This window comes from Stenotrophomonas sp. 610A2 (assembly GCF_030549615.1).
Taxonomy (GTDB): Bacteria; Pseudomonadota; Gammaproteobacteria; order Xanthomonadales; family Xanthomonadaceae; genus Stenotrophomonas; species Stenotrophomonas pigmentata.
Window position 1 is genome coordinate 1,819,493 of the sequence record NZ_CP130832.1, and the last position, 20,533, is coordinate 1,840,025.

At 63.7% G+C, this 20,533-nt stretch carries 20 protein-coding genes; 11 read left to right on the top strand and 9 right to left on the bottom strand.

From position 1 onward, the window contains the following. Positions 1-17 precede the first annotated feature (17 nt). The gene (tldD, locus tag Q5Z11_RS08290; protein WP_303749562.1) at positions 18-1,463 is read left to right on the top strand and encodes a metalloprotease TldD; all 1,446 of its coding nucleotides are present in this window, start codon (positions 18-20) and stop codon (positions 1,461-1,463) included. Positions 1,464-1,679: 216 nt separating this feature from the next. On the opposite strand, the gene yjgA is transcribed toward tldD, so the two are convergent. Continuing rightward, positions 1,680-2,279, bottom strand: coding sequence for a ribosome biogenesis factor YjgA (gene yjgA / locus Q5Z11_RS08295; protein ID WP_303749563.1), 600 nt, complete (start codon positions 2,277-2,279; stop codon positions 1,680-1,682). A 135-nt stretch (positions 2,280-2,414) separates the two neighbouring features. Between yjgA and pmbA the strand changes: the two genes are divergently transcribed. Together pmbA and Q5Z11_RS08305 are read left to right on the top strand one after the other, a co-directional pair. Further along, on the top strand, positions 2,415-3,782 hold the full coding sequence (pmbA, locus tag Q5Z11_RS08300) for a metalloprotease PmbA (RefSeq protein ID WP_303749564.1): 1,368 nt from the start codon (positions 2,415-2,417) through the stop codon (positions 3,780-3,782). A 104-nt stretch (positions 3,783-3,886) separates the two neighbouring features. Continuing rightward, positions 3,887-4,258: a DUF4870 domain-containing protein gene (locus Q5Z11_RS08305; protein WP_303749565.1), complete on the top strand. Its 372-nt coding sequence runs from the start codon at positions 3,887-3,889 to the stop codon at positions 4,256-4,258. Between the two features lie 182 nt (positions 4,259-4,440). Here the strand turns inward: Q5Z11_RS08305 and Q5Z11_RS08310 are convergent, their stop codons facing one another. The 5 genes from Q5Z11_RS08310 to Q5Z11_RS08330 all read right to left on the bottom strand — a co-directional run bounded on the left by Q5Z11_RS08310 (position 4,441) and on the right by Q5Z11_RS08330 (position 9,319). After that, positions 4,441-5,319: a polyprenyl synthetase family protein gene (locus Q5Z11_RS08310; protein WP_303749566.1), complete on the bottom strand. Its 879-nt coding sequence runs from the start codon at positions 5,317-5,319 to the stop codon at positions 4,441-4,443. Beyond that, positions 5,309-5,569 carry an exodeoxyribonuclease VII small subunit gene (locus tag Q5Z11_RS08315; RefSeq protein ID WP_303749567.1) on the bottom strand — a complete coding sequence of 87 codons (261 nt, stop codon included), beginning with the start codon at positions 5,567-5,569 and terminating at the stop codon, positions 5,309-5,311. Before Q5Z11_RS08315 ends, Q5Z11_RS08310 begins: the two co-directional genes overlap by 11 nt. 31 nt (positions 5,570-5,600) lie before the next feature. Next, entirely contained in the window at positions 5,601-6,899 is a 1,299-nt protein-coding gene (gene tilS / locus Q5Z11_RS08320) for a tRNA lysidine(34) synthetase TilS (RefSeq protein WP_303749568.1), read from the bottom strand. A gap of 195 nt (positions 6,900-7,094) precedes the next feature. After that, a complete protein-coding gene (locus tag Q5Z11_RS08325; protein WP_303749996.1) occupies positions 7,095-7,580 on the bottom strand; it encodes a WG repeat-containing protein in 486 nt (161 codons plus the stop codon). A 38-nt stretch (positions 7,581-7,618) separates the two neighbouring features. After that, positions 7,619-9,319 (bottom strand): alkaline phosphatase, encoded by a 1,701-nt coding sequence (locus tag Q5Z11_RS08330; protein ID WP_303749569.1) that lies wholly within the window; start codon positions 9,317-9,319, stop codon positions 7,619-7,621. A gap of 151 nt (positions 9,320-9,470) precedes the next feature. Between Q5Z11_RS08330 and Q5Z11_RS08335 the strand changes: the two genes are divergently transcribed. From Q5Z11_RS08335 to Q5Z11_RS08365, 7 genes are all read left to right on the top strand, one after another. Beyond that, on the top strand, positions 9,471-10,802 hold the full coding sequence (locus Q5Z11_RS08335; protein ID WP_303749570.1) for a dicarboxylate/amino acid:cation symporter: 1,332 nt from the start codon (positions 9,471-9,473) through the stop codon (positions 10,800-10,802). A gap of 459 nt (positions 10,803-11,261) precedes the next feature. Continuing rightward, positions 11,262-11,795 carry a hypothetical protein gene (locus Q5Z11_RS08340; RefSeq protein WP_303749571.1) on the top strand — a complete coding sequence of 178 codons (534 nt, stop codon included), beginning with the start codon at positions 11,262-11,264 and terminating at the stop codon, positions 11,793-11,795. Beyond that, on the top strand, positions 11,792-12,427 hold the full coding sequence (locus tag Q5Z11_RS08345; protein ID WP_405051662.1) for a hypothetical protein: 636 nt from the start codon (positions 11,792-11,794) through the stop codon (positions 12,425-12,427). The genes Q5Z11_RS08340 and Q5Z11_RS08345 overlap by 4 nt, the downstream gene beginning before the upstream one ends. Positions 12,428-12,474: 47 nt before the next feature. Beyond that, positions 12,475-13,962, top strand: coding sequence for an adhesin (locus tag Q5Z11_RS08350; RefSeq protein ID WP_303749572.1), 1,488 nt, complete (start codon positions 12,475-12,477; stop codon positions 13,960-13,962). Positions 13,963-14,107: 145 nt separating this feature from the next. Continuing rightward, entirely contained in the window at positions 14,108-14,806 is a 699-nt protein-coding gene (locus Q5Z11_RS08355; RefSeq protein WP_303749573.1) for a C39 family peptidase, read from the top strand. A gap of 18 nt (positions 14,807-14,824) precedes the next feature. After that, positions 14,825-15,583 (top strand): hypothetical protein, encoded by a 759-nt coding sequence (locus Q5Z11_RS08360; protein WP_303749998.1) that lies wholly within the window; start codon positions 14,825-14,827, stop codon positions 15,581-15,583. 51 nt (positions 15,584-15,634) lie between these two features. Further along, complete coding sequence (locus Q5Z11_RS08365) at positions 15,635-16,957, top strand: transporter family protein (protein WP_303749574.1); 1,323 nt, start codon at positions 15,635-15,637, stop codon at positions 16,955-16,957. A gap of 49 nt (positions 16,958-17,006) precedes the next feature. Here the strand turns inward: Q5Z11_RS08365 and Q5Z11_RS08370 are convergent, their stop codons facing one another. The 3 genes from Q5Z11_RS08370 to Q5Z11_RS08380 form a co-directional block, all read right to left on the bottom strand. Then, positions 17,007-18,320, bottom strand: coding sequence for a sigma-54 interaction domain-containing protein (locus Q5Z11_RS08370; protein WP_303749575.1), 1,314 nt, complete (start codon positions 18,318-18,320; stop codon positions 17,007-17,009). Between the two features lie 219 nt (positions 18,321-18,539). Further along, positions 18,540-19,283, bottom strand: coding sequence for a C40 family peptidase (locus tag Q5Z11_RS08375; RefSeq protein ID WP_303749576.1), 744 nt, complete (start codon positions 19,281-19,283; stop codon positions 18,540-18,542). Between the two features lie 106 nt (positions 19,284-19,389). Further along, entirely contained in the window at positions 19,390-19,923 is a 534-nt protein-coding gene (locus Q5Z11_RS08380) for a C40 family peptidase (RefSeq protein ID WP_303749577.1), read from the bottom strand. A gap of 110 nt (positions 19,924-20,033) precedes the next feature. On the opposite strand from Q5Z11_RS08380, the gene Q5Z11_RS08385 reads away from it, so the two are divergent. Then, entirely contained in the window at positions 20,034-20,513 is a 480-nt protein-coding gene (locus Q5Z11_RS08385) for an FKBP-type peptidyl-prolyl cis-trans isomerase (protein ID WP_303749578.1), read from the top strand. The last annotated feature ends 20 nt before the right edge of the window (positions 20,514-20,533 follow it).

Below are 20,533 nucleotides of genomic sequence, written 5' to 3' on the forward strand. Positions count from 1 at the left end.
CCCCCATCTGGAATGTCATGACCGAAAACGCTCTCACGCTCGCCGAAACCCGCCTGTTGCTGCCTGCAGGACTGGATGCCAATCGCCTTGAACGCACCTTCGGCACCTTGCTGGGGCCGGGCATCGACTTCGGTGACCTGTACTTCCAGCATTCGCGCCGCGAGAGCTGGAGCGTGGAGGACGGCATCGTCAAGGACGGCGCGCACTCCATCGAGCAGGGCGTGGGGGTGCGCGCGATTGCCGGCGAGAAGACCGGTTTCGCGTACTCGGACGACATCCAGCCGGCGGCTCTGCTGGCTGCCGCACAGTCTGCGCGCGCGATCTCGCGCGAAGGCGGTGAGCAGAACGTGCGCTCACTGGTGCGTGGCAGTGGGCGCGCGCTGTACCCGGCACTCGACCCGGTCGACAGCATCGGCAACGAGGCCAAGGTGGAAGTGCTCAAGCGCCTGGATCGCTTCCTGCGCGCGGCGGATTCGCGCGTGCAGCAGGTGATGGTGAGCCTGTCCGGTGGTGTGGATACGGTGCTGATCGCGCGCAGTGACGGCGTGCTGGCCGCTGACGTGCGGCCGCTGGTACGTTTGAACGTGCAGGTCATCGTCGAGCAGAACGGCCGTCGTGAATCCGGCTATGCCGGCGGCGGCGGTCGCTACAGTTACGAAGAATTGTTTGCCGGCGATCGCCCGGAGAATTTCGCCCGCGAGGCACTGCGCCAGGCGCTGGTGAACCTGGAGGCGATTCCAGCCCCGGCCGGCGTGATGCCGGTGGTGCTGGGCCCGGGCTGGCCCGGCGTGCTGCTGCACGAGGCGGTAGGCCACGGTCTGGAAGGCGACTTCAACCGCAAGGGCACCAGCGTCTACGCCGGTCGTATCGGCGAGCGCGTGGCCTCGCCAGGCGTGACCATCGTCGATGACGGCACCCTCGACGGCCGCCGTGGTTCCCTGAACATTGACGACGAGGGCACGCCGACCCAGTGCACCACGCTGATCGAGGACGGCATCCTGGTTGGCTACATGCAGGACACGCTCAACGCGCGCCTGATGGGTGTGGCGCCGACTGGCAATGGCCGCCGCGAATCGTTCGCGCACATGACCATGCCGCGCATGACCAATACGTATATGCGCGCAGGCAACCATGATCCGCAGGAGATGATCCGCTCGGTGAAGAAGGGCCTGTACGCGGTCAACTTCGGTGGCGGCCAGGTCGACATCACCAGCGGCAAGTACGTGTTCTCGGCGACCGAGGCCTACCTGATTGAAGATGGCAAGATCACCGCGCCGGTGAAGGGTGCGACGCTGATCGGCAACGGCCCGGAGACCATGCAGAAGGTGCGCATGATCGGCAACGATCTGGCGCTGGATGAAGGCGTGGGTATCTGCGGCAAGGACGGGCAAAGCGTGCCGGTCGGTGTTGGCCAGCCGTCGTTGCTGATTGATGGGCTGACGGTGGGTGGTACGCAGGCTTGAGTTTGAGGCTGAAGAGCCCCCCTCATCCGCCCTCCGGGCACCTTCTCCCGTAAACGGGAGAAGGGATTGCAGAGCTGCAGCTCGAGCTGACTCCGCCAAATTCCACATGCCAGCCGTCCCTTCTCCCGCGAGCGGGAGAAGGTGCCCCGAAAGGGGCGGATGAGGGAAAGCTTTTCGCTGCAGAACCAAACCAGCAGCAACGCCCCTCAGTCCAGATCAATCCTGCTCGTCGTCGCCATTCACATCATCAGCAGCATCGTCATCATCGCCACCTACTTCCGCAGCCGCGCTCAGCACCGGCACCAGCATCAGCTCGCGCAATACCTGGTAGATCTCGCGGAAGGCGCGCGGCGGCTTGTTCTTGGCTTTCTCGGCCAGCGCGTTGCGCACCAGCGTGCGCAGGGCCTGGCGGTCGGCCTCCGGATGCTCGTCCAGCAGCTCGCCCAGGGCGACATCGCCCTCGGCCAGCAACCGCTCGCGCCAGCGCTCCATGCGGTGCATGATCGCCACTTCGCGGCGCGAGGTCTCGCTGTTGGCGTCCAGCGCGTTGCGGATCGCGTCCAGCGTCTCGTCTTCCTCGCGGCGCATCTGCTTGGCCAGGAAGGCCAGCTGGCGCTTGCGCGCGCCATGCGAGGTGATGCGCTTGGAGTACTCGATGTGTTCCAGCAGGCCTTCCGGGATCGGCAGGCGCGCCAGCTGCGCCGGGGTCAGCTCCACCAGGGTTTCGCCCAGCGCCAGCACTTCCAGCGCTTCGCGCCGGTTCTGGCTACGGCTTTCACCCAAAAATTCACCGGTTTCTTGATCGCGTCCGCGCATCGCACTGCTACCTACTAAACTTCATGACAGGAAAGCCTGGCGCTCGCCGGGCTCCACGAAAAATCCACGTCACGCCGCCGCCAGTCGTGCAAGACCGGGCAGATGTGAAGGGATTTGGCCACCAAGGATAAAGCATTGAACGCCATTAGCACCGATAACCCTGCCGTTGACGACAGCCTGCAGCGCCTGGAACGCCTGGCCGGCATCTCCCAGCGGCTGCTGGAACGGGCCCGCGCCATGGGCGCCAGCCAGGCCGAGGTCAGCTGCAGCGAGGACCGCGGGCTGGATGTGAATGTGCGTCTGGGCGAGGTGGAGACCGTCGAAGCTACCCACGACCGCGGCATCGCGGTGACCGTGTACTTCGGCCAGCGCAAGGGCAGTGCCAGCACTGCCGACCTGCAGGAATCCAGCCTGGAGGCCACCGTGGCCCAGGCCTGCGCGATTGCCCGCCATACCGAGGACGATCCGGCCTCTGGCCTGGCCGACCCGGCGCTGATGGCCACCGAATTCCCGGACCTGGACAGCTGGCACCCGTGGGAGCTGAGCGCCGAGCAGGCGCTGGATCTGGCGCTGGCCTGTGAATCGGCTGGCCGTGACAGCGACAGCCGCATCAGCAACTCCGACGGCGCCTCGGCTTCCACCGCGCAGAGCGTGTCGGTGTATGCCAACTCGCACGGTTTCATCGGCCGTGACCGCAGCAGCCACCATTCCATCGGTTGCGCGCTGATCGCCGGCCAGGGCGACGGCATGCAGCGCGATGGCTGGTACACCAGTGCCATCGCCCGCGAAGATCTCGATGATCCGGCGGCGGTGGGCCTGCGCGCGGCCGAGCGCACGGTTGCCCGGCTGCAGCCGCGTTCGCTGCCGACCGGTGAGGTGCAGGTGTTGTTCGCGGCGGACATGGCGCGATCCTTGATCGGCCACCTGCTCAGTGCGGTTTCCGGTGGCGCCCTGTATCGCCGCGCCAGCTTCCTGCTGGACAGCGTGGATACGCAGCTGTTCCCGGACTGGTTTGCCATCGATGAGCTGCCGCTACTGCGCCGTGGCCTGCGCTCCAGTTCCTATGACGGTGAAGGCGTAGCCACCCGCAACTCGGCGTTGATCACTGACGGCGTATTGCAGCGTTACATCCTGGGCAGCTACTCGGCGCGCAAGTTGGGCCTGCAGACCACGGCCAATGCCGGTGGCGTGCACAACCTGAAAGTGAAGGCCAATGCGGGTGATCGTGCGTCCATGCTGTCGAGTATGGGCACCGGTTTGCTGGTGACCGAGCTGATGGGCCAGGGCGTCAACGGCATCACCGGCGACTACTCGCGTGGCGCCGGTGGTTTCTGGGTCGAGAACGGGCAGATCGCTTACCCGGTGGACGGCATCACCATCGCTGGCAACCTCAAGCAGATGTTTGCCGGTATCGAAGCCGTGGGCACGGACGTGGACCGGCGTTCGCATGTTTCCACCGGCTCCATCCTGGTCGGCAAGATGACCGTGGCAGGTAATGATTGACGCAGTCTTGGTAAACAGCGGACTATTCTTATGTGGAAGTTAAGATGCTTCCTATAGCTGTCTACCTTTATGGATAAGCCCTTTACAAGGATCTTGGGGAAACAATGAGCGATTACCAGAACACTCCGCCGCCGGCACCGGCCAGCGCAGGCGCCTCCGATGACAACAGCATTGCAATGCTGGTGCACCTGTCGGGCATCTTCTTCAGCTTCATCGTGCCGCTGATCGTTTGGTTGGTGAACAAGGACAAGCCGGAAAAGGCCTTCTTGAACGCCAACTCGAAGGAAGCGCTGAACTTCCAGCTGACGCTGCTGGGCGCTTACTTCATCAGCGGCATCCTGATGGTCGTGCTGATCGGCTTCCTGACCTATGCCGTGGCATGGATCGGTGGCCTGGTGTTCGCGATTCTTGCTGGCCTGGCCGCCAACAAGGGCGAGACCTATCGCTACCCGCTGACCATTCGCCTGATCAAGTAATCAGCGCGTTGGTTGTCAAACAAAAAGCCCGGGATTCCCGGGCTTTTTGCTGTCTGTCGTGTTTTCGCTCCCTCCCTTTCGCGCAGCGAAGGGGAGGGTCGGGGAGGGGTTGGGTTTGTGAGTTTCGCGGCTTATGGCCCGAGGCCACCCAGCGCCGCTCCCCCAAAGCCCACAAAACGCGATCAATGCGTGCGACGCACCGTCAGTTCCGCCAATGCAGACAATGCTGCCGCGCGCTGGCCAAACGGAATCAACGCTGCCTGCATCGCGGTAGCCAGCTCGGCCAGTGTGGCCTTGGCGCCTTCCATGCCCAGCAAGGAGGGGAAGGTCGACTTGTCCTGCGCCTGGTCCTTGCCGGCGGTCTTGCCCAGCTGCTCGGAGCTGGCCTCGACATCGAGGATGTCGTCGCGGACCTGGAAGGCCAGGCCCAGGGTGTCGGCGAAGCTGTCCAGCTGTGCAAGCTGGGCATCACTGGCCTCGCCACACAGCGCGCCCATGCGCACGGCGGCCCGGATCAGGGCGCCGGTTTTCATCGCATGCATGCGCTTGAGCTCGTCCAGCGCCTGCTGCTGACCGGTGGCGTCGATGTCCAGCGCCTGTCCGCCGCACATGCCGGCTGCACCGGATGCACCTGCCAGGGTCTTGATGCAGTTCAAGGCCAATGCCGGTGGCATCCAGGCGTCGGCGAGGATTTCAAAAGCGCGGGTCTGCAAGGCATCACCGGCGAGGATCGCGGTGGCCTCGTCAAAGGCTTTATGGGTGGTCGGGCGGCCGCGGCGCAGGTCATCATCGTCCATCGCCGGCAGGTCATCGTGCACCAGCGAATAGGCGTGGATGAGTTCGACCGCTACCGCAGCGGCATCCAGGCGCGCTTCTTCGGCGGCGAACAGGTAGCCGGCGGCATAGACCAGCATCGGCCGCATGCGCTTGCCGCCGCCCAGTGCTGCATAGCGCATGGCCTGGTGCAGGCGCTGCGGGGCAAGCTCCGGGTCGGGCAGGGCGTCCTGCAGCTGTTCTTCGGTGCGTTCCAACCAGCGGGTGAGCAGGGCGTCAGTCTTCATTGCCACTGCTTTCAAAAGGTTCGGACTTCTCCGGCTGGGCCGGATCACTGACCAGACGTACGCGCAGCTGGGCCTGCTCCAGCGCCTGCTGGCACTGGCGGTAGAGGCCGACGCCACGTTCGTAAGCGGTCAGCGACTGTTCCAGACTCAGATCGCCAGCTTCCATCTTCTCGACCAGTTGCTCGAGTTCCTCGAGCGATTGCTCGAAGTGGGCGACCGGCGAGGTTTCATTGGGGGACTTTTTTGCCATGGCACAAGTGTGAGCGGCCAGCAGGAAAGGGTCAATTCACCCGATCTGGCGGTTGCCATTCCAGCGATGCACCGTGTGCCTGCAACCAAGCCTGCAGCGGCGCGGAAATGACCCGGTCCGCTGCCGCCAGTACGGTGTCGCCATCGCACAGCAGTGGCAGTTGTGTGCGCAACCATGGCGGCACGTCCGCCTGCTGCAGGCAGTGTTTGAGCTGGTGGCGGTGGCTGCGCCCCGGTAGCTGTATGCGTTCGCCGCCCTGGCGCAGGCGCAGTTGCACTGGCTGCTCGAAGGCGCTGGCGCCGTGCAGTACCAGTTTGCCGCCATCCGGCAGCTTGGCGGGTTCGCTGCCATCCCATTCGTGTGTCCAGCCTTCGGGCCAGGGCTTGGGCAAAGGCAGGGCATGCAGCTGCTCACGCCAGCGCACGATGCGGGCCTGCTGCCAGCGGAACTCAGCCTGTTGGTCGTGGCCAGCGGCCAACAGCTGTTGCTGTATTGCCAGCACGCCGTTGCCGGGAAGTGCTGGCAAGCCTCGCTGGTTCACCCACAAGCGCAGTACGCGGGATTGCTGTGCGGGTGCGAGCAGGTTCAATGCAGCGAGCTGCAGCGCGCCGTCCGGTTCCAGGCAATGCCGCAGCAGGGCTGCATCGTTTTCGTGCAACAGCTCCGCCGCCTGTGCCGCCAGCCCGGCGCTGCGTGCCATTGCGGCGCTGGCATGTGGCCAGCGTTGGCGCAGCAGTGGCAGCACCTGCAGGCGCAGGAAGTTGCGGTCGAAATCCGCGCTGTCGTTGCTGGGGTCTTCTATCCATTGCAAGCCGTGCTGGCTGGCGTAGCTCTCCAATGCCGCGCGCGGCACCTGCAGCAGTGGCCGCCATAGCGTGCCGCTGCCGAAGCTGCGTTGCTCCTGCATTGCGCCAAGGCCATCGACACCTGCACCGCGCAGAGCGCGCAAGAGGAAGGTCTCGGCCTGGTCGTCCTGGTGATGGGCCAGGGCCAGCCATTCGCCTTCGTGCAGGTGGGCTTTGAATGCGCCATGGCGGGCGTCGCGCGCGGCCGCTTCCAGGCCTTGGCCGGTATCGCGCGGAACCTCGACATGCACCAGCTGCAGCGGGATGTTCCAGGTTGCGCAGAGCTTGCTGCAGTGCTGCTGCCAGTCATCGGCGACTGCCTGCAGGCCGTGGTGTACGTGCAGTGCACGCAGGTTACCGGGCCGGCGACCGGGTGCGTTGGCCAGCAGGTGCAGCAGTACGGTGGAATCCAGGCCGCCGCTGAAGCCGACCATCACCGGGATGTCGTTTGCGGGCTGCAGCAGGGAAGGGGGAAGCGGGTTCATGGCCGCGCCGAGTATCGGCGGCGGCGGCGAAGCCTGCAATTGTTGCTACACCGTCTTGTGGGAGCGGCGTCAGCCGCGAAGCAGATGGGCATTCGGATTGCGGGTCTACCAGCGGTTCCGCTGTGACGTTGCTGGTAGAGCCTCTGCCGAGCATGGCTCGGCACTACCCGGTACAAACCCCTCACAAGACCCGGCTCAGGGCAGGATCTTGCCTTGGCGATCAATGCGGTAGTGCTTGCCGCCTTCGACGGCGGTGTGGCCGCCGGGGTCGGGTTTGCCTGGCGCGCAGCCCTGGCAGACTTCGGCAATGCCGTCCTTGAATGGCCAGCCCCAATCGAAACGGGCGGCGAAAGCAGGCTGCAGTTGGCGGTCGTAGTAGCCGATCTGGCCATCGACCATGGAACGGGTCAGGCCTTCCTCGAAGTAATCCGGGCCGTTGTCGTAGGTGATCACCGGCAGATTGCGGCGGTCGCGACGCAGGTAGTAATGCTGCTTGCCGGCAATGACCGAGGTCAGCCCATCAGCATCGTATTCAAGCTGCGCCAGTGCCGTTTCGGCGACGATCAGTCTGCCATCGCTGGTCCGCTTGCAGCCTTCCAGAATCTTGAACGCATCGGTGTCCATCCGGTAGCAGGCCTCGTCGGCCAGCGCGATCGCTGGCAGCGAGACCAGTGACAGCATTGCTGCCACTGGCCATCCGGCACGTTGCCGGAGCAGACTCACTGCGCCTTGCGCTCGAACTTGACCGGCTGCGGCAGCTCGACCGGTACGCCGTGCGCGTCGCAGGTGCCCAGTGCGCACAGACGTTCACGCAGGCGCGGGGTGGACTGCACGATCAGGTGGTAGATGGTGTTCTGTTCCATCGTGCCGCGGACGGCCTTGCTGCCCGGGCCGCGTGCCCAGATGCCGACGTCTTCGCCGCCGTGCGATTCGCTCTTGGACGGCACCAGCGCTTCCTGCATGTAGTCCGGGTGCTCGGTGTCGACGTGGGTCAGGTCGGGGCGGCCGTTGGCGGTCTCGAAGCTGCTCGGCGAATGCGGGAAGCGCTTCGGGCCGGCCGGCTGCTGGTTGCTGGCGCCGGTATAGCCCGGGCCGTTGGCATAGCTCAGGGTGGTATAGGGCATGCCCATGCCATCGCGGGCCAGGTCCAGTGCGCCCATGCCGTCTTCGCCGCCCTTGTCCTTGACCTTGCCGAGGATGGCGTTGCCGCGTGCCGGGTAACCGACGAAATTCAGGGTGTGCGAGTGGTCGGCGGTGACGATGATCAAGGTGTCTTCGGCCGAGGTGGCGTCCACCGCAGCCTTGACCGCATCGGACATGGCGATGGTGTCGCCCAATGCACGGGCCGCGTTGCCGCTGTGGTTGGCGTGGTCGATGCGGGCGCCTTCGACCATCAGCACGAAGCCTTCCTGGTGCTTGGACAGGTTGGCGATGGCGGCGCGGGTCAGTTCGGCCAGTGAGGGCTCACCGGCACGGTCCTTGGGGCGGTCCTGCTCGTACTGCATGTGATCCGGTTCGAACAGGCCGAGCAGGGCTGGCGCGTTGGCGGCAGCCTTGAGTTGGTCTGCATTCCACACGTAGGCGCCCTGCGGATGCTTGGCCTGCCATTCGGCGACCAGGTTGCGGCCGTCCAGGCGCAGGCCGACCTTGTCGGCGTATTCCGGATCCTGCTCATTGATGGTGGTGAACTGGCCACGACCGCCACCCAGCGCGACCAACGGGCCTTGGCCGTAACGCGAGGTGGAGATCAGCTGCTGGGCGATGTCCACGCAACCCGCTGCCTTGGCTGCTTCTGGCAGGTCGGTGTCGTTCTCCCAGTTGCGCTCGGGCGAGTGCGCATAGGTTGCTGCCGGGGTGGCGTGGGTCAGGCGCGCAGTGGAGACGATGCCGGTGGCCATGCCGGCGCTGTCGGCCAGCTGCAGCCAAGTCAGCAGGCCCTTGGGCAGGCTGTCGGCGCAGTTGTTGCGGCTGCCGGCGCTGACGCCGATGGCGCCCATGTGGCTCTTCACGCCGGTGGTGATCGCAGTCATGGTGCCGGCCGAGTCGGGGGTCTGCGAGTCGGTGTTGTAAGTCTTGCTGAACGCAGTGGCCGGGAAGCGTTCCCAGGACAGCAGGTTCTCTTCACCTGGCTGGCCCTTGCGCTGGCCTTCGAGGATGCGCGCGGCGGCCACGGTGGTCAGGCTCATGCCATCGCCCAGGAACAGGATGACGTTCTTGGCCTTGCCAGCCATGGCGCCGTTGCCGGCGGCGCGGGCAGCACCGTCGCGGTACCACCACTGCGGGGTTTCCCCGTCCGGACGGGTGATCTGGGGGACGTCAACGCTGACTGCGTTGGCCGGGCCGGACTGTGGGCCGGTGCTGGCGCAGGCGCCAAGCAGCAGGGTGGACAGGGCGGCGGACAGGAAACTGGCTTTGCGCATCGGGGTTGTTACCGCTGGATGAATACAGACCGCCATTATGGTCAAGCGTGGAAGGCATGCATATGACACGCAGCTTTTCTGTGAGGGCATCGTGCTGGCGCAGGGCTTGCGCTATGGTGACTGCCTTCGATTTTTATCCCGGATTGACGATATGAATGTGGTTTCTGCCTGGCTGCGGATCCCCTTCTGGCAGCGGGTGGTCGGCGGCTTTGTGCTGGGTGCGCTGGCCGGCTGGGCGCTGGGACCGGCGGCCGAAACCTTTTTTGGCCCGTTGGGTGAGCTCTACGTCACCTTGATCAAGATGATCGCGGTGCCGCTGGTGTTCTTCGCGGTGATCAACGCCATTGGTTCGCTGCACGGGCAAAAGTCGGTGGCTGCGCTCAGTGGCCGGACCTTCCTGTGGTTCGTCATTACCGCTGCGTTTGCGGTGGGCATCGGTCTGCTGGTCGGCACGGTGATGCAGCCCGGTACCGGTGGCCTGAAGCTGGCGGTGGATACGGCCTACACCCCGCGTGACGTGCCCTCGATCGCCAAGGTGCTGATGGATGTGGTGCCGTCCAATGTGTTCTATGCGCTGGCCGGTATCGGCACCAAGGCCAATGCGGCTGGTGAACAGGTGCTGGCGGCCGGGCGTGGCTCGATCCTGCCGGTGATCTTCTTCGCCGGCCTGCTTGGCTTTGCGATGGTCAAGCTGGGCGAGAAGGTCAACGAGGCGCGCAAGCTGGTCGGCCAGATGAGCGAGATCATGATCCAGGTGACCCGCTTCGTGCTGGAGATGACACCGTTGGGTACCTTCGGCCTGATCGCCGGGCTGGTCGGCAGCTATGGTTTCGAGAAGCTGCTGCCGCTGGGCAACTTCGTGCTGGCGCTGTACGTGGCCTGCGCGCTGCATATCGTCATCGTCTACAGCGGCCTGCTGCTTGCGCATGGGCTGAACCCGTGGAAGTTCTTCCGTGGCGCGGCGCCGGGCATGCAGGTGGCGTTCGTGGCTTCGTCGAGTTTCGCGGCGATGCCGGTGGCGATGCGTTCGATCAGCGACAACCTCGGCGTCAACAAGGATTACGCATCGTTCGCGGTGCCGCTGGGTGCCAGCATCAAGATGGACGGCTGCGGCGCGATCTACCCGGCCTTGTGTGCGGTGTTCATTGCCCAATACACAGGTGTGCCACTGACCCCGGAGCAATACGTGATCGTGCTGATCGCATCGGTGCTGGGCAGCTTCGGCACCGCAGGTGTGCCGGGTACGGCGGTGGTGATGGCGACGGTGGTGCTGAGCGCGGCCAATCTGCCGCTGGAGGCGATCGGTTACCTGTACGCCATTGATCGCATCCTCGACATGATGCGTACCATGACCAACGTCACCGGGCAGATGGTGGTGCCGGTGATCGTGGCCAAGGAAACCGGCCTGCTCGACCAGCAGGTCTACGACGCGGCGGGCACGCCTGCGATGGGCGCTGGCGCCAATGGACGCCATCTGGAGTGAGCATCAGCACGGCTGCGTCGCATCATTCAAGGCGCTGAGCGTTCAAGTAAGTGGATCACCCCGAATCCGATGCCAGGCAGCTGGCATCGGATTTTTTTGCTTCTGTGGGAGCGGCGTAAGCCGCGAAGCCGGTGCATCAGCAGATTGCAGAGCTGCCAGGGGCCTCAGCAATTCCAGCTTCGCGGCTTACGCCGCTCCTACAAGGGCAAATGCCGGTTGCGTTGTAGCAGGTGTAACAACTGTCTGTAACAGCGCTGATACACCTGCGTGAAAACCACGCCACGCTTGATTCGCGGCCAATCCACGGCCGCACCATACGCTGGTCCGGATATCTGCACGGCTGTGACAGGGATACACCTGTAACGCTGCTTGCATAACTCAACTAACTGTTTTTAAAAGAAAACGGGCTTTGGCACGGTTGCTGCTCTCTCACTCGCGTTGGTACGAGTGGACGACGCAATGGACAGCAGGACCCTACATCGTTATGCCGCCCTGATCGGTGTCTTGCTGATCGGCACTGCCGTAGCCGAGTCAGCCTTGGCCTCTGGCGCACGGCAAGGCGTAAAGCCGCAACCGGGCGAAATCGTGCTTCTGCGTGATGTTTCCGCACGGCCTGCCTACCGCCCCGCCCCGCCCGGCATGGCCTTGATTGCCGATCCGTCGCCACGCAGGGAACTCGGCTCGGCGTTGGGCGCAGGTGGCATGAGCGAACTCAGCGATGACGACTACGCCGCCATGGGATCGGGCATGGCCGATGGGCTGGCAAACGGTCACGGGCAGACCACGGTGGAGCGCGTGACCACGGGTGTGGTCGGCGGCACCTTGGGTCGGGTCACCGGTGGCGACGGCATGTTGTCCGGCAACCAGATGACGCGTGCGATCGGCGGGCCGATGGGCGCCGTGGGCGGTGCCACGCGCGGTATCGGCGATCAGGTACGTGGCGCCTTGGCACAGTTCCCGCTGGGCCAGCCGGCCGGGCAGGGTGGCAAGTGAACACCTCCGCGGCCCGTCTGTCGGTCACGCTGCTGGTGCTGTTGCTGGCAGGCACAGCGCAGGCGCAAGCGCGTGGCGACAGCTACTCGGGGATGTTGTCCTATCTGTCCGCAGACAGCCGCATCGACGGCAATGCCTTGGCCGGCAGCGACGGCTCGATCAAGATCAACCAGGCCGCGGGTGATCTCAACCTGCAGGCCAACCTGCACAGCATGGCCAACGGTGCGCAGGCATCGGCAAGCGTGCGCAGCCTGCAGCAGCGGCAAGCCAATCTTTTCAATTCACCGATGCAGGCTTCAGCGGTCATCGGCGGCAATGCGCTGGCTGGAGCCAGTGGCATCGCATCAATCAATCAGGCCAGCGGCGGTGGCAATGCGGAGTTGAATTCCGTCAATGCAACGCTGGCCGCACAGGGCATACGCGAGGCAAGTGATGAGGCCATGGCTTCATCCGAAGTACTCGCGTCGGCAGGGGGGCAGTCCATCGCCACCGACCCGCGCACTACCCGACGGGTAGGTGTGGAGGCATCCGCATTGCGCGGATTTGACGGTGTGCTGCAACTCAATCAGATCGCGGGATCAGGCAACGCAACGGAGAACAGATTCAGCATCTCCGTGCAAAGCACCCCGTGAGCATGGCTTCATCCACCCGATGCATCAGAAAACCTGAAGAGGGCACCATGAAAGCGAATAAATGGACAGTACTCGCCATGGCGGTTACCGCATTCACCATGAGTGCGGCAGCCAATGCGGCGGACGATCAGAACGCGAGCGCGAACATCAATCACCAGCACAACGTGAATGAGACGCGGACGAATACCAACACCAACACCAACACGAACACCAATACCAACGTAAACACCGATGTAAACACCGCGATCGATACCGACATCGATCTGAAGTTGGATGCCGCTGCCAGGCTGCGCTACAACGATACGCGCAACAACACTGACACCCGCACCAACACCACGACCACCAGCAGTACCGACACCCGGACCAACACCAGCAACACGTGGTCCAACGATGTCACCGAGAACGTGCAGAAGACCTCGAACATCTCTGCCGACGAGCGTAAGGAAAAGAACAACCACGGCGTTGATGTGAACATCGAGAAGGACATCCGTCTGAGCTCTGATGTGAGCTTCTCCGGTGACCCGACGATCACCGGCGACATCGACCTGGATTCGGCTGCGATTGCCATCATTGACAACCGCCAGTCGATCTCCGGCAACCACGCCGAGAACGGCCTGCTGAGCAACGATGCCTCGATTGCCGATGATGTCGGTTCCGATGCTTCGGGCAACCTGGGCTTCAACGTCGCCGCCGGTGACAACAACGCCCAGGACAATGCGGCTGCACTGTCGGCAGCGGATGCATCCTTCAGCTTCGGCATGGCTGACGCGGAAGTGTTCGTGAACCAGAGTGGCATGAACAACACCACGATGAACTACGGTGTGACCAACACCGCAGGCGTGGGCGGCAATGCCTTCTCCGGTGCCAGCGGCAACATCGGTGTGAACGTGACCTCGGGCAACAACAACGAGCAGAAGAACGCTCTGGCTGCCTCGGTCGCCACCAGTGCCTATGCCACCTCGAGCATCAGCTCGAACCAGGTGTCCTCGGGCAATGAAGTCAGCAACGATGGCTATTACGACTACCTCGTGAACAGCTATTCGCTCAGCATGAGTGGCAAGGTCACCGGCACCACCCGTGGCACCGGCACCGGTTCCTATACCGGCACCGGCAATTCCTACCAGAAGACCAACTTCTATCCGGATAACTGGGAAGGCGACAGGCACCCGGCCGGCGACCAGACTGGTCACTCTGATTGGGACTTCGAGACCCAGGGCGCCGTCGCCAACCCGAACCGTCCGGGAGTGGGTGGCATGGCATGGGATACCGACGAGAAGGGTACTTCGAGCTTCTCCGAGATGGGCACCGCCGACCTCACTGCCAGCTTGAGCGGCACGGTGATCGACATCGATTGGATCGCTGTTGATGCGACCAATACCGCCGGTCTCTCGGGCAGCGCCTTCTCTGGTGCGTCGGGCAACATCGGTGTGAACGTGTCCTCCGGCAGCGGCAACCAGCAGGCCAACAGCCTCGCGCTGGCGGTTGCACAGCCCTCCACCGGTGGTACTCCGCCGTCCAACCCGCCGGGTGGTTGATAACCGGAAGCGTCATCCGGCTGGATGACGCAACGGCGTCGCGTAACAAGCCCGGCCATCCGCCAATGACCGGGTTCCGGGAGCCCCCATTCCTCTCCCCCGGGAGGGGGCTCCCACCTTCCCATTCCATGGAGGCGCTGTGCTTATGTTCCGTTGCCTGCTGCTGATCTGTGCGTTGTCCTTGTCCCCCGGCCTGCTGCATGCCGGCGAGGTGGCATTCAACGGCGTGCTGCCCAATGGGGCGTTGTACAGCGGCAACATCGAGAGCATGAAAGAGCGGCGCTTCCGCAACCTGGTGCGGCAACAGACCGATTACAGCTGTGGTGCCGCGGCCTTGGCCACCATTCTGAAGCATGCCTACCACCTGAACACCGATGAGGCGACGGTGATCGAGGGAATGATGGGGGTGTCCGACCCGGAGTTGGTCAAGCAACGCGGTTTCTCGTTGCTGGATATCAAGCGTTACGTGGAATCGCTGGGCATGCGTGGGCGTGGCTACCGGATTGATGAGGACCGGCTGGCAAACCTGCGCGTGCCGGGCCTGGTGTTGATGGATGTACGTGGCTTCCGCCACTTCGTCGTGCTCAAGCAGGTGCGTGATGGCATGGCCGAGGTTGCTGATCCCATCCTGGGCAACCGCGTGGTGCCGATGGCCGAGTTCCTGCAGTCATGGCCCTCGCGGGCGGTGTTCGTGGTGATAGGCAGCGACTTCGACCGCAATACGGTGCTGTTGCAACCCGCCGAAAAGCCGAGTGCGCGCGCGCTGTATGCACGGCAAGGGCGCGGCCCCATTACCGATGCGGAGTTGGTCGATTTCGGGTTTACCCATGCCGACCTGTTCTGAAGGAGTCTTGTGATGAACATGATCAAGTTCGCCCTGCTGGCCCTGGCGCTGACTGCCGCGCTGCCAGCCCATGGCGAGGAGAGCCAGAGCAAGCCCGGCAAGGGCCTGCATGAAATACCCGACCCGGAACTCAACCTGATGCGCGGCCGTTACACGGTTGGTGGCAATGCGGTTGCCTGGTTCGGGGTAACCATGGTCTCAACCTGGCAGACGTCCACTGGCCAGAATCTGCAGGGCACGATGGCGCTGGGCATGGATTTCACCAAGGGCAGCACGCCGAAGGTGAGTTTCACACCCAGCGTCAACATCACCGATGCCAATGCGCCGCTGCCCGATGTGGCCGGCCGCAGCATTGATGGCAGTGGTTTGAACAATGTCTCTGGCGTAACCCAGAGCGTGCAAGTTGCGGGTGATGGCAACCGCGCCAGCAACGTCATGCATCTGAATGTACGCAATGACGGTGTGGTGCCGACTGGTGCAGGAACGGTCGCAGGCAATGCCACGGCACAGTCCGCTGGCGCCAGCGCGGTAGCCAGTTTTGACGGCAACGCAGCGCGGCTGCAATTGAGCATCGAAGGCCAGGGCGCTGTGCAGCAGTGGCTGCGCAGCGGCAGTGTTGGCCAAAGCATCCAGCTGACCAGCGATGGCCAGGTGGTGAACAACCGGTTGCAGATAGACCTGGTGCGGCAATCACTGGGGGGGAATCTGCCGCTGGCGCAGAACGTGGCACAGGCCATCACGCTCAATCGGGGGATTGGCGGGGTAGGCGGACAGTGAGCCCGTGCGTGGTACGGGCTTTGGCGAGTACAACGGCAGAGGAATGCATCAATGAAACGACTGGCGATGGCGGCGCTGGTGAGTCTGACTGTTGCTTCACCCAAGGTGTTGGCACAGGAGGCGACAACCGGCAGTACCGATGAGGCGGATGTAAGGGCACTGGTCGCGCAGCTGGAGGCGCTCAAGGCCAGCTATGCACAGGAAGTGAGGCGCTTGCGCGAGTTGGACATGCAGGTGCAGGCGATCCAGGCGCGGGTGAGCGGCAAGACCGCGCAGCTGCCTGCTGCGCAACCACCAACAGCAGCGGTAACCAGCGCACCGGCGGCGCCGGCAGCAGCGGCCGCGGCCACGCCGCCCGCAGGCGAAGGTTATGCGAGCAGCGCAGCCGAGGCAAAGGAGGCCAAGGAAGCGGCGCGGCGCAGCGTTGATGACGTCAAACAGCAGCAGTCGGCCCTGTTCAATCAGCGCCTGACCCTGGAAAACAGCATCACCTATGCACGCTACGACCGGAAGCAGCTCACCCTCAATGGCTTCCTGGCGTTGGACGCGATCTTCCTGGGCAATATCGCCATCGAGAACGTCGAGTCCGATTCGCTGACCTACAACTTTGCCGCGCGTTGGGGCGTCAGTCCGAGCCTAACCTTGAATCTTGATGTGCCTTACATCGCTCGCAAGACCATTTACCAGAAGGGCGGTGCAGGTGGTTCGGCGGCGGCGATCGCGCAGGAAGAAACCCATGGCACCGGCATCGGTGATGTGACTGTCAGCGCCAACTACAAGTTGTTCGGCGAACGCGGCTGGCGCCCGGAGACGGTGTTGACCGGCGCGGTCACCGCTCCGACCGGACGCGAGCCTTACGGGCTGGATTGGAAGGTGATCGAGCGCGACGACGATGACTTCATTCGTTTCGCAGTGCCGGCCAAGCAGCCCACCGGCAATGGTCTGTGGCAGGCCAACATCGGCTTGTCGATGGTCAAGAGTGCGGACCCGGCGATCCTGTTCGGCAACATCGGTTACGTACGTTCGTTCAAGCGCAGCTTCGACGACATCGATGCCAATCCGGACACGATCAACCCGGGCGAAGTGGTGTTGGGTGATTCGTATTACTTCGGTGCAGGCATCGCGTTCGCCTTCAACGAACGGACCAGCCTGAGCATTTCCTTCAGTGACCGCATGAGTGCCCGCGCCTCCACCCGTTACAAGAATGGCAAGTGGATGAAGGTCATTGGCAGTGATGGCAACGCAGGCACGCTCAATCTGGGTGTGACCTATGCGCTGACCTCCAAGGCCACCTTCGTCAGCATGCTGGGTATTGGCTTGACCCCGGATGCACCGGACTTCAGCCTGGCCTTCAAGGTGCCTTACATGCTGTGAGGATGCGGGCCTGGTCTTTGGAACGCGTAATCAGCGCTGCGTTGCGCAATCAACGCAGCGCTTCCAGCTCCAGGCGGTGCTTGCGGCACATGCGGTAGATGGTGACCCGCGAGACCTTCATCAGGCGCGCGCAGGCGCTGATGTTGTATTGGCTTTGTTGCAGGCAGGACAGCAGGGTTTCGCGTTCGGCGTGGCTGCGCGCCTTGCTCAGTTGCGCACCGTCCGAGGCCTGGTTGAGTTCGAGGTCGGCGCTGCTGATCAGTTCGCCTTCGGCGGTAATGGCCGCGCGCTGTACGCGATTGAGTAGTTCGCGGACATTGCCCGGCCAAGGGAAGCGATCCATGGCCTGGCGCGCTTCGGTGGTGTAGCCGCGTGCGCGGATTGGGTGGCGCATGCGGAAGTTGCGCAGGAACTGCCGTGACAGCAGTTCAATGTCGCCGTCGCGCTTGCGCAGCGGTGGCATGGCCAGGCGCAATACATTGAGGCGGTAATAGAGGTCGCGGCGGAAGCGGCCTTCTTCCACCGCGCGCTCCAGATCGACGTGGGTTGCGGCAAGGATGCGCACATCGATCGCCACCGGCTGGTTGCTGCCTACCCGTTCGATCGTGCCTTCCTGCAACACCCGCAACAGACTGGTCTGCGCATCCAGTGGCAGGTCGCCGATTTCATCGAGGAATACGCTGCCGTTGTGCGCGGTCTCGAATAAACCCTGGCGACGGCTGGTGGCGCCGGTGAAGGCGCCGCGCTCATGGCCGAACAGTTCGGATTGGATCAAGGTGGATGGAATGGCACCGCAATTGATGGCTTGGAAGGGTTTGCCGCTGCGCGCAGACAATCGATGCAGTGCATGCGCTGCGACTTCTTTGCCGGTGCCGGTTTCGCCGGTGATCAGTACGGGCAGATCCACCGGCGCGTACTTGCGCAGTGTTGCGCGCATGACCAGCATTACCTCGCTCTCGCCGAGCAGGGTGTCCAGCGCATCGTCGCTGGCTGGCCGCGGCACTTCACTGGTGAGGCCGTGCAGGCCGCGCAGCAGTTCCTTGAAGTCCGGCGGGTGTGGAAATTGTTGGCGGCACGCGGCCAGCAGCGGATGGTGGGATGGGGTTTCGGCACCGTCGGCGGCGGTGATGGCAAACAGCGGCATGTGCTGATGCGCGGCGGTCAGCTCACCGATACGCTCCAGCTCGCTGTCCGAACTGGTGCGGAAATCGATCAAGCCAACCACCGTGTCGCCGCCGCGCATGCCTATGTCGGCGGGTTGTTGGGGCAGTACCGTCCGCACCTGCCAGCCATCTGCAGCCAGCATCACTTTCTCTCTTGCCCCCGGATTTCCAAACCAGATCACACAACGTGTACTTGACATTTGTGCTTCCGCCATGCCTGGTCGCTGCTCCATTCGCGGCAACGATATACCCCTGATTCACGCATGCGCAATCGTATTTGGCACTTTGTTGCGGGCAGTTGCCGGGTGGTTCGTATTAACTTTTGTGCAGGAAAAGTTACGAAAATGGCATTGGCATCGACCAATAAAAAAGCCGCGACCCGGAGGCCGCGGCTTGACAGGAAGTTGCCGGCGGGGCGCTTACAGCGCCACGCGACGTGCCTGCATGAACTTGTCACCCCAGTAGCCGGTGAGCAGGGTATCGGTACGGACGTCCTTGCCGGTGCTCGGAGCATGCAGGAAGCGACCTTCACCGACATAGATGCCGACGTGATCGACGCGGCCCCTGCGGCCGAAAAACACCAGGTCGCCGGCGGCCAAGGAGGCGCGGTCATTGATCAGTTCGGCATTGGCCTGGCTGGCCATTTCGCGCGACACGCGCGGCAGCTCGACACCCAGGGCGGTACGGAACACGTAACCAACCAGCCCGCTGCAATCAAAGCCGGCGTCCGGCGAGGTGCCGCCCCAGCGGTACGGGGTGCCCAGCAGGGTCATGGCGCGGCGCAGGATGGACTGCACCTTGCCATCGGAATCGTTGGCCAGCGCTGCCTCGGTGGCAGCGGAGACGCCCTTGGAGGCGTCGTAGGCGGAAATCAGGCGGCTGAGATCGCCGGCAAACATCGCCGAGCGGTCCATCAGCGGAATGGTGTCGCTGGCGGCCAGATGCGGCAGCAGCGCGGCGAGTGTGGCGGTGGCAGCGCTGTCAGCCTTGCTGCGCGGTGCTTCGGTCTTGGCCGCAGCCGGCTTGGCTGCCGGGGCGGTATCAGCGCTCTGAGCGAGGGCCGGCAGGCTGGCCAGAGCCAGTGCCGCGGCGCAGATCAGGCGGCGGAAGTTGAGCGATGAAATCTTTGGCTGGCTCGGATGGGACGTGTTGTCAGTCGTCACGCGGCAGTCACTTGAAAAAGTCGATGGGCGATCATGCCCTGTGAAACGTGTGGATAGGTACAAATTTCGTTAAATAACCGTTATTTTTCGCGAGGAATGTCTCGTTTTACCGTAATACCCGCTTCGCGCCGGTGTAATGATCGCGCCAATAGGCCCCATCGAGGTGGTCAAGGCGCACGGTTCCGCCGGTGCTGGGAGCGTGCACAAAGCGGCCTTCACCTACATAAATGCCAACGTGGAAGACGTTGCCCTTGTTGCCGAAAAAGACCAGGTCACCGGCGGTCAGTCGGTCGGGCGCGATCTTCGGTCCCTGGATGGCGGCCAGCTCGCGCGAAGTGCGCGGCAGGCTCAGCGCCAGCATGTCCCGGTAGACATAGGTGACCAGGCCGCTGCAGTCGAAGCCGGACTCCGGTGTATTGCCGCCGTAGCGGTACGGTGTGCCGACCAGTCCCAACGCGCGCATCAGCACCGATGCGGCGGCAGCGGGGTCTGCGGGGGCAATCGGCGAATAATTGCGGCCGGGATCGGGCGCCGGGCCGCGCTTGGGCGGGTTGTGCCCGCAGGCGGTCAGCAAGGCGAGGGTCAGCAAAGTGGCCGGCAGGCGCCACGAACGGATGCGGAAAACTGGCGTGATGTGCATGGAGCCCGGATAATGCGCCACCTTAGAAGGCCGTCATCATGGCGGCGTCCCCGGCGGCCGACAAGCCGTCCCAACGTCTGCCAGCGGGCAGCCATTTATCAGAGTTGCGCATGAAGATCGAAAAAGACCGCGTCGTCCGTTTCCACTACACCGTCTCCGAAGTTGGCCAGGAGCCGATCGAAAGCTCCAAGGACCGTGATCCGTTGGCCATCCTGATCGGCCACGGCAACATCATCCCGGGTCTGGAAGCGGCGATGATGGACAAGGAAGCTGGCGAAAGCTTCGGCGTCGACGTGACCTCGGCCGATGCTTACGGCGAGCGCCGCGAGGGCATGACCCAGCGCGTGCCGAAGAAGCATTTCGGCAAGACCCCGCTGATCCCGGGCACCCAGGTGATCCTGCAGACCAACTTCGGCCCGCGCGCGGTCACCGTCGAGAAGGTCGGCATGACCGTGGTCGACGTCGACCTGAACCACCCGATGGCCGGCAAGGACCTGCATTTCGACGTTGAAATCATCGAAGTGCGTGAAGCCAGCGAAGAAGAAGTGCAGCACGGCCACGTCCACGGCGACGGCGGTCACCAGCACTAAGCGGTTGCCGACAGGCAATG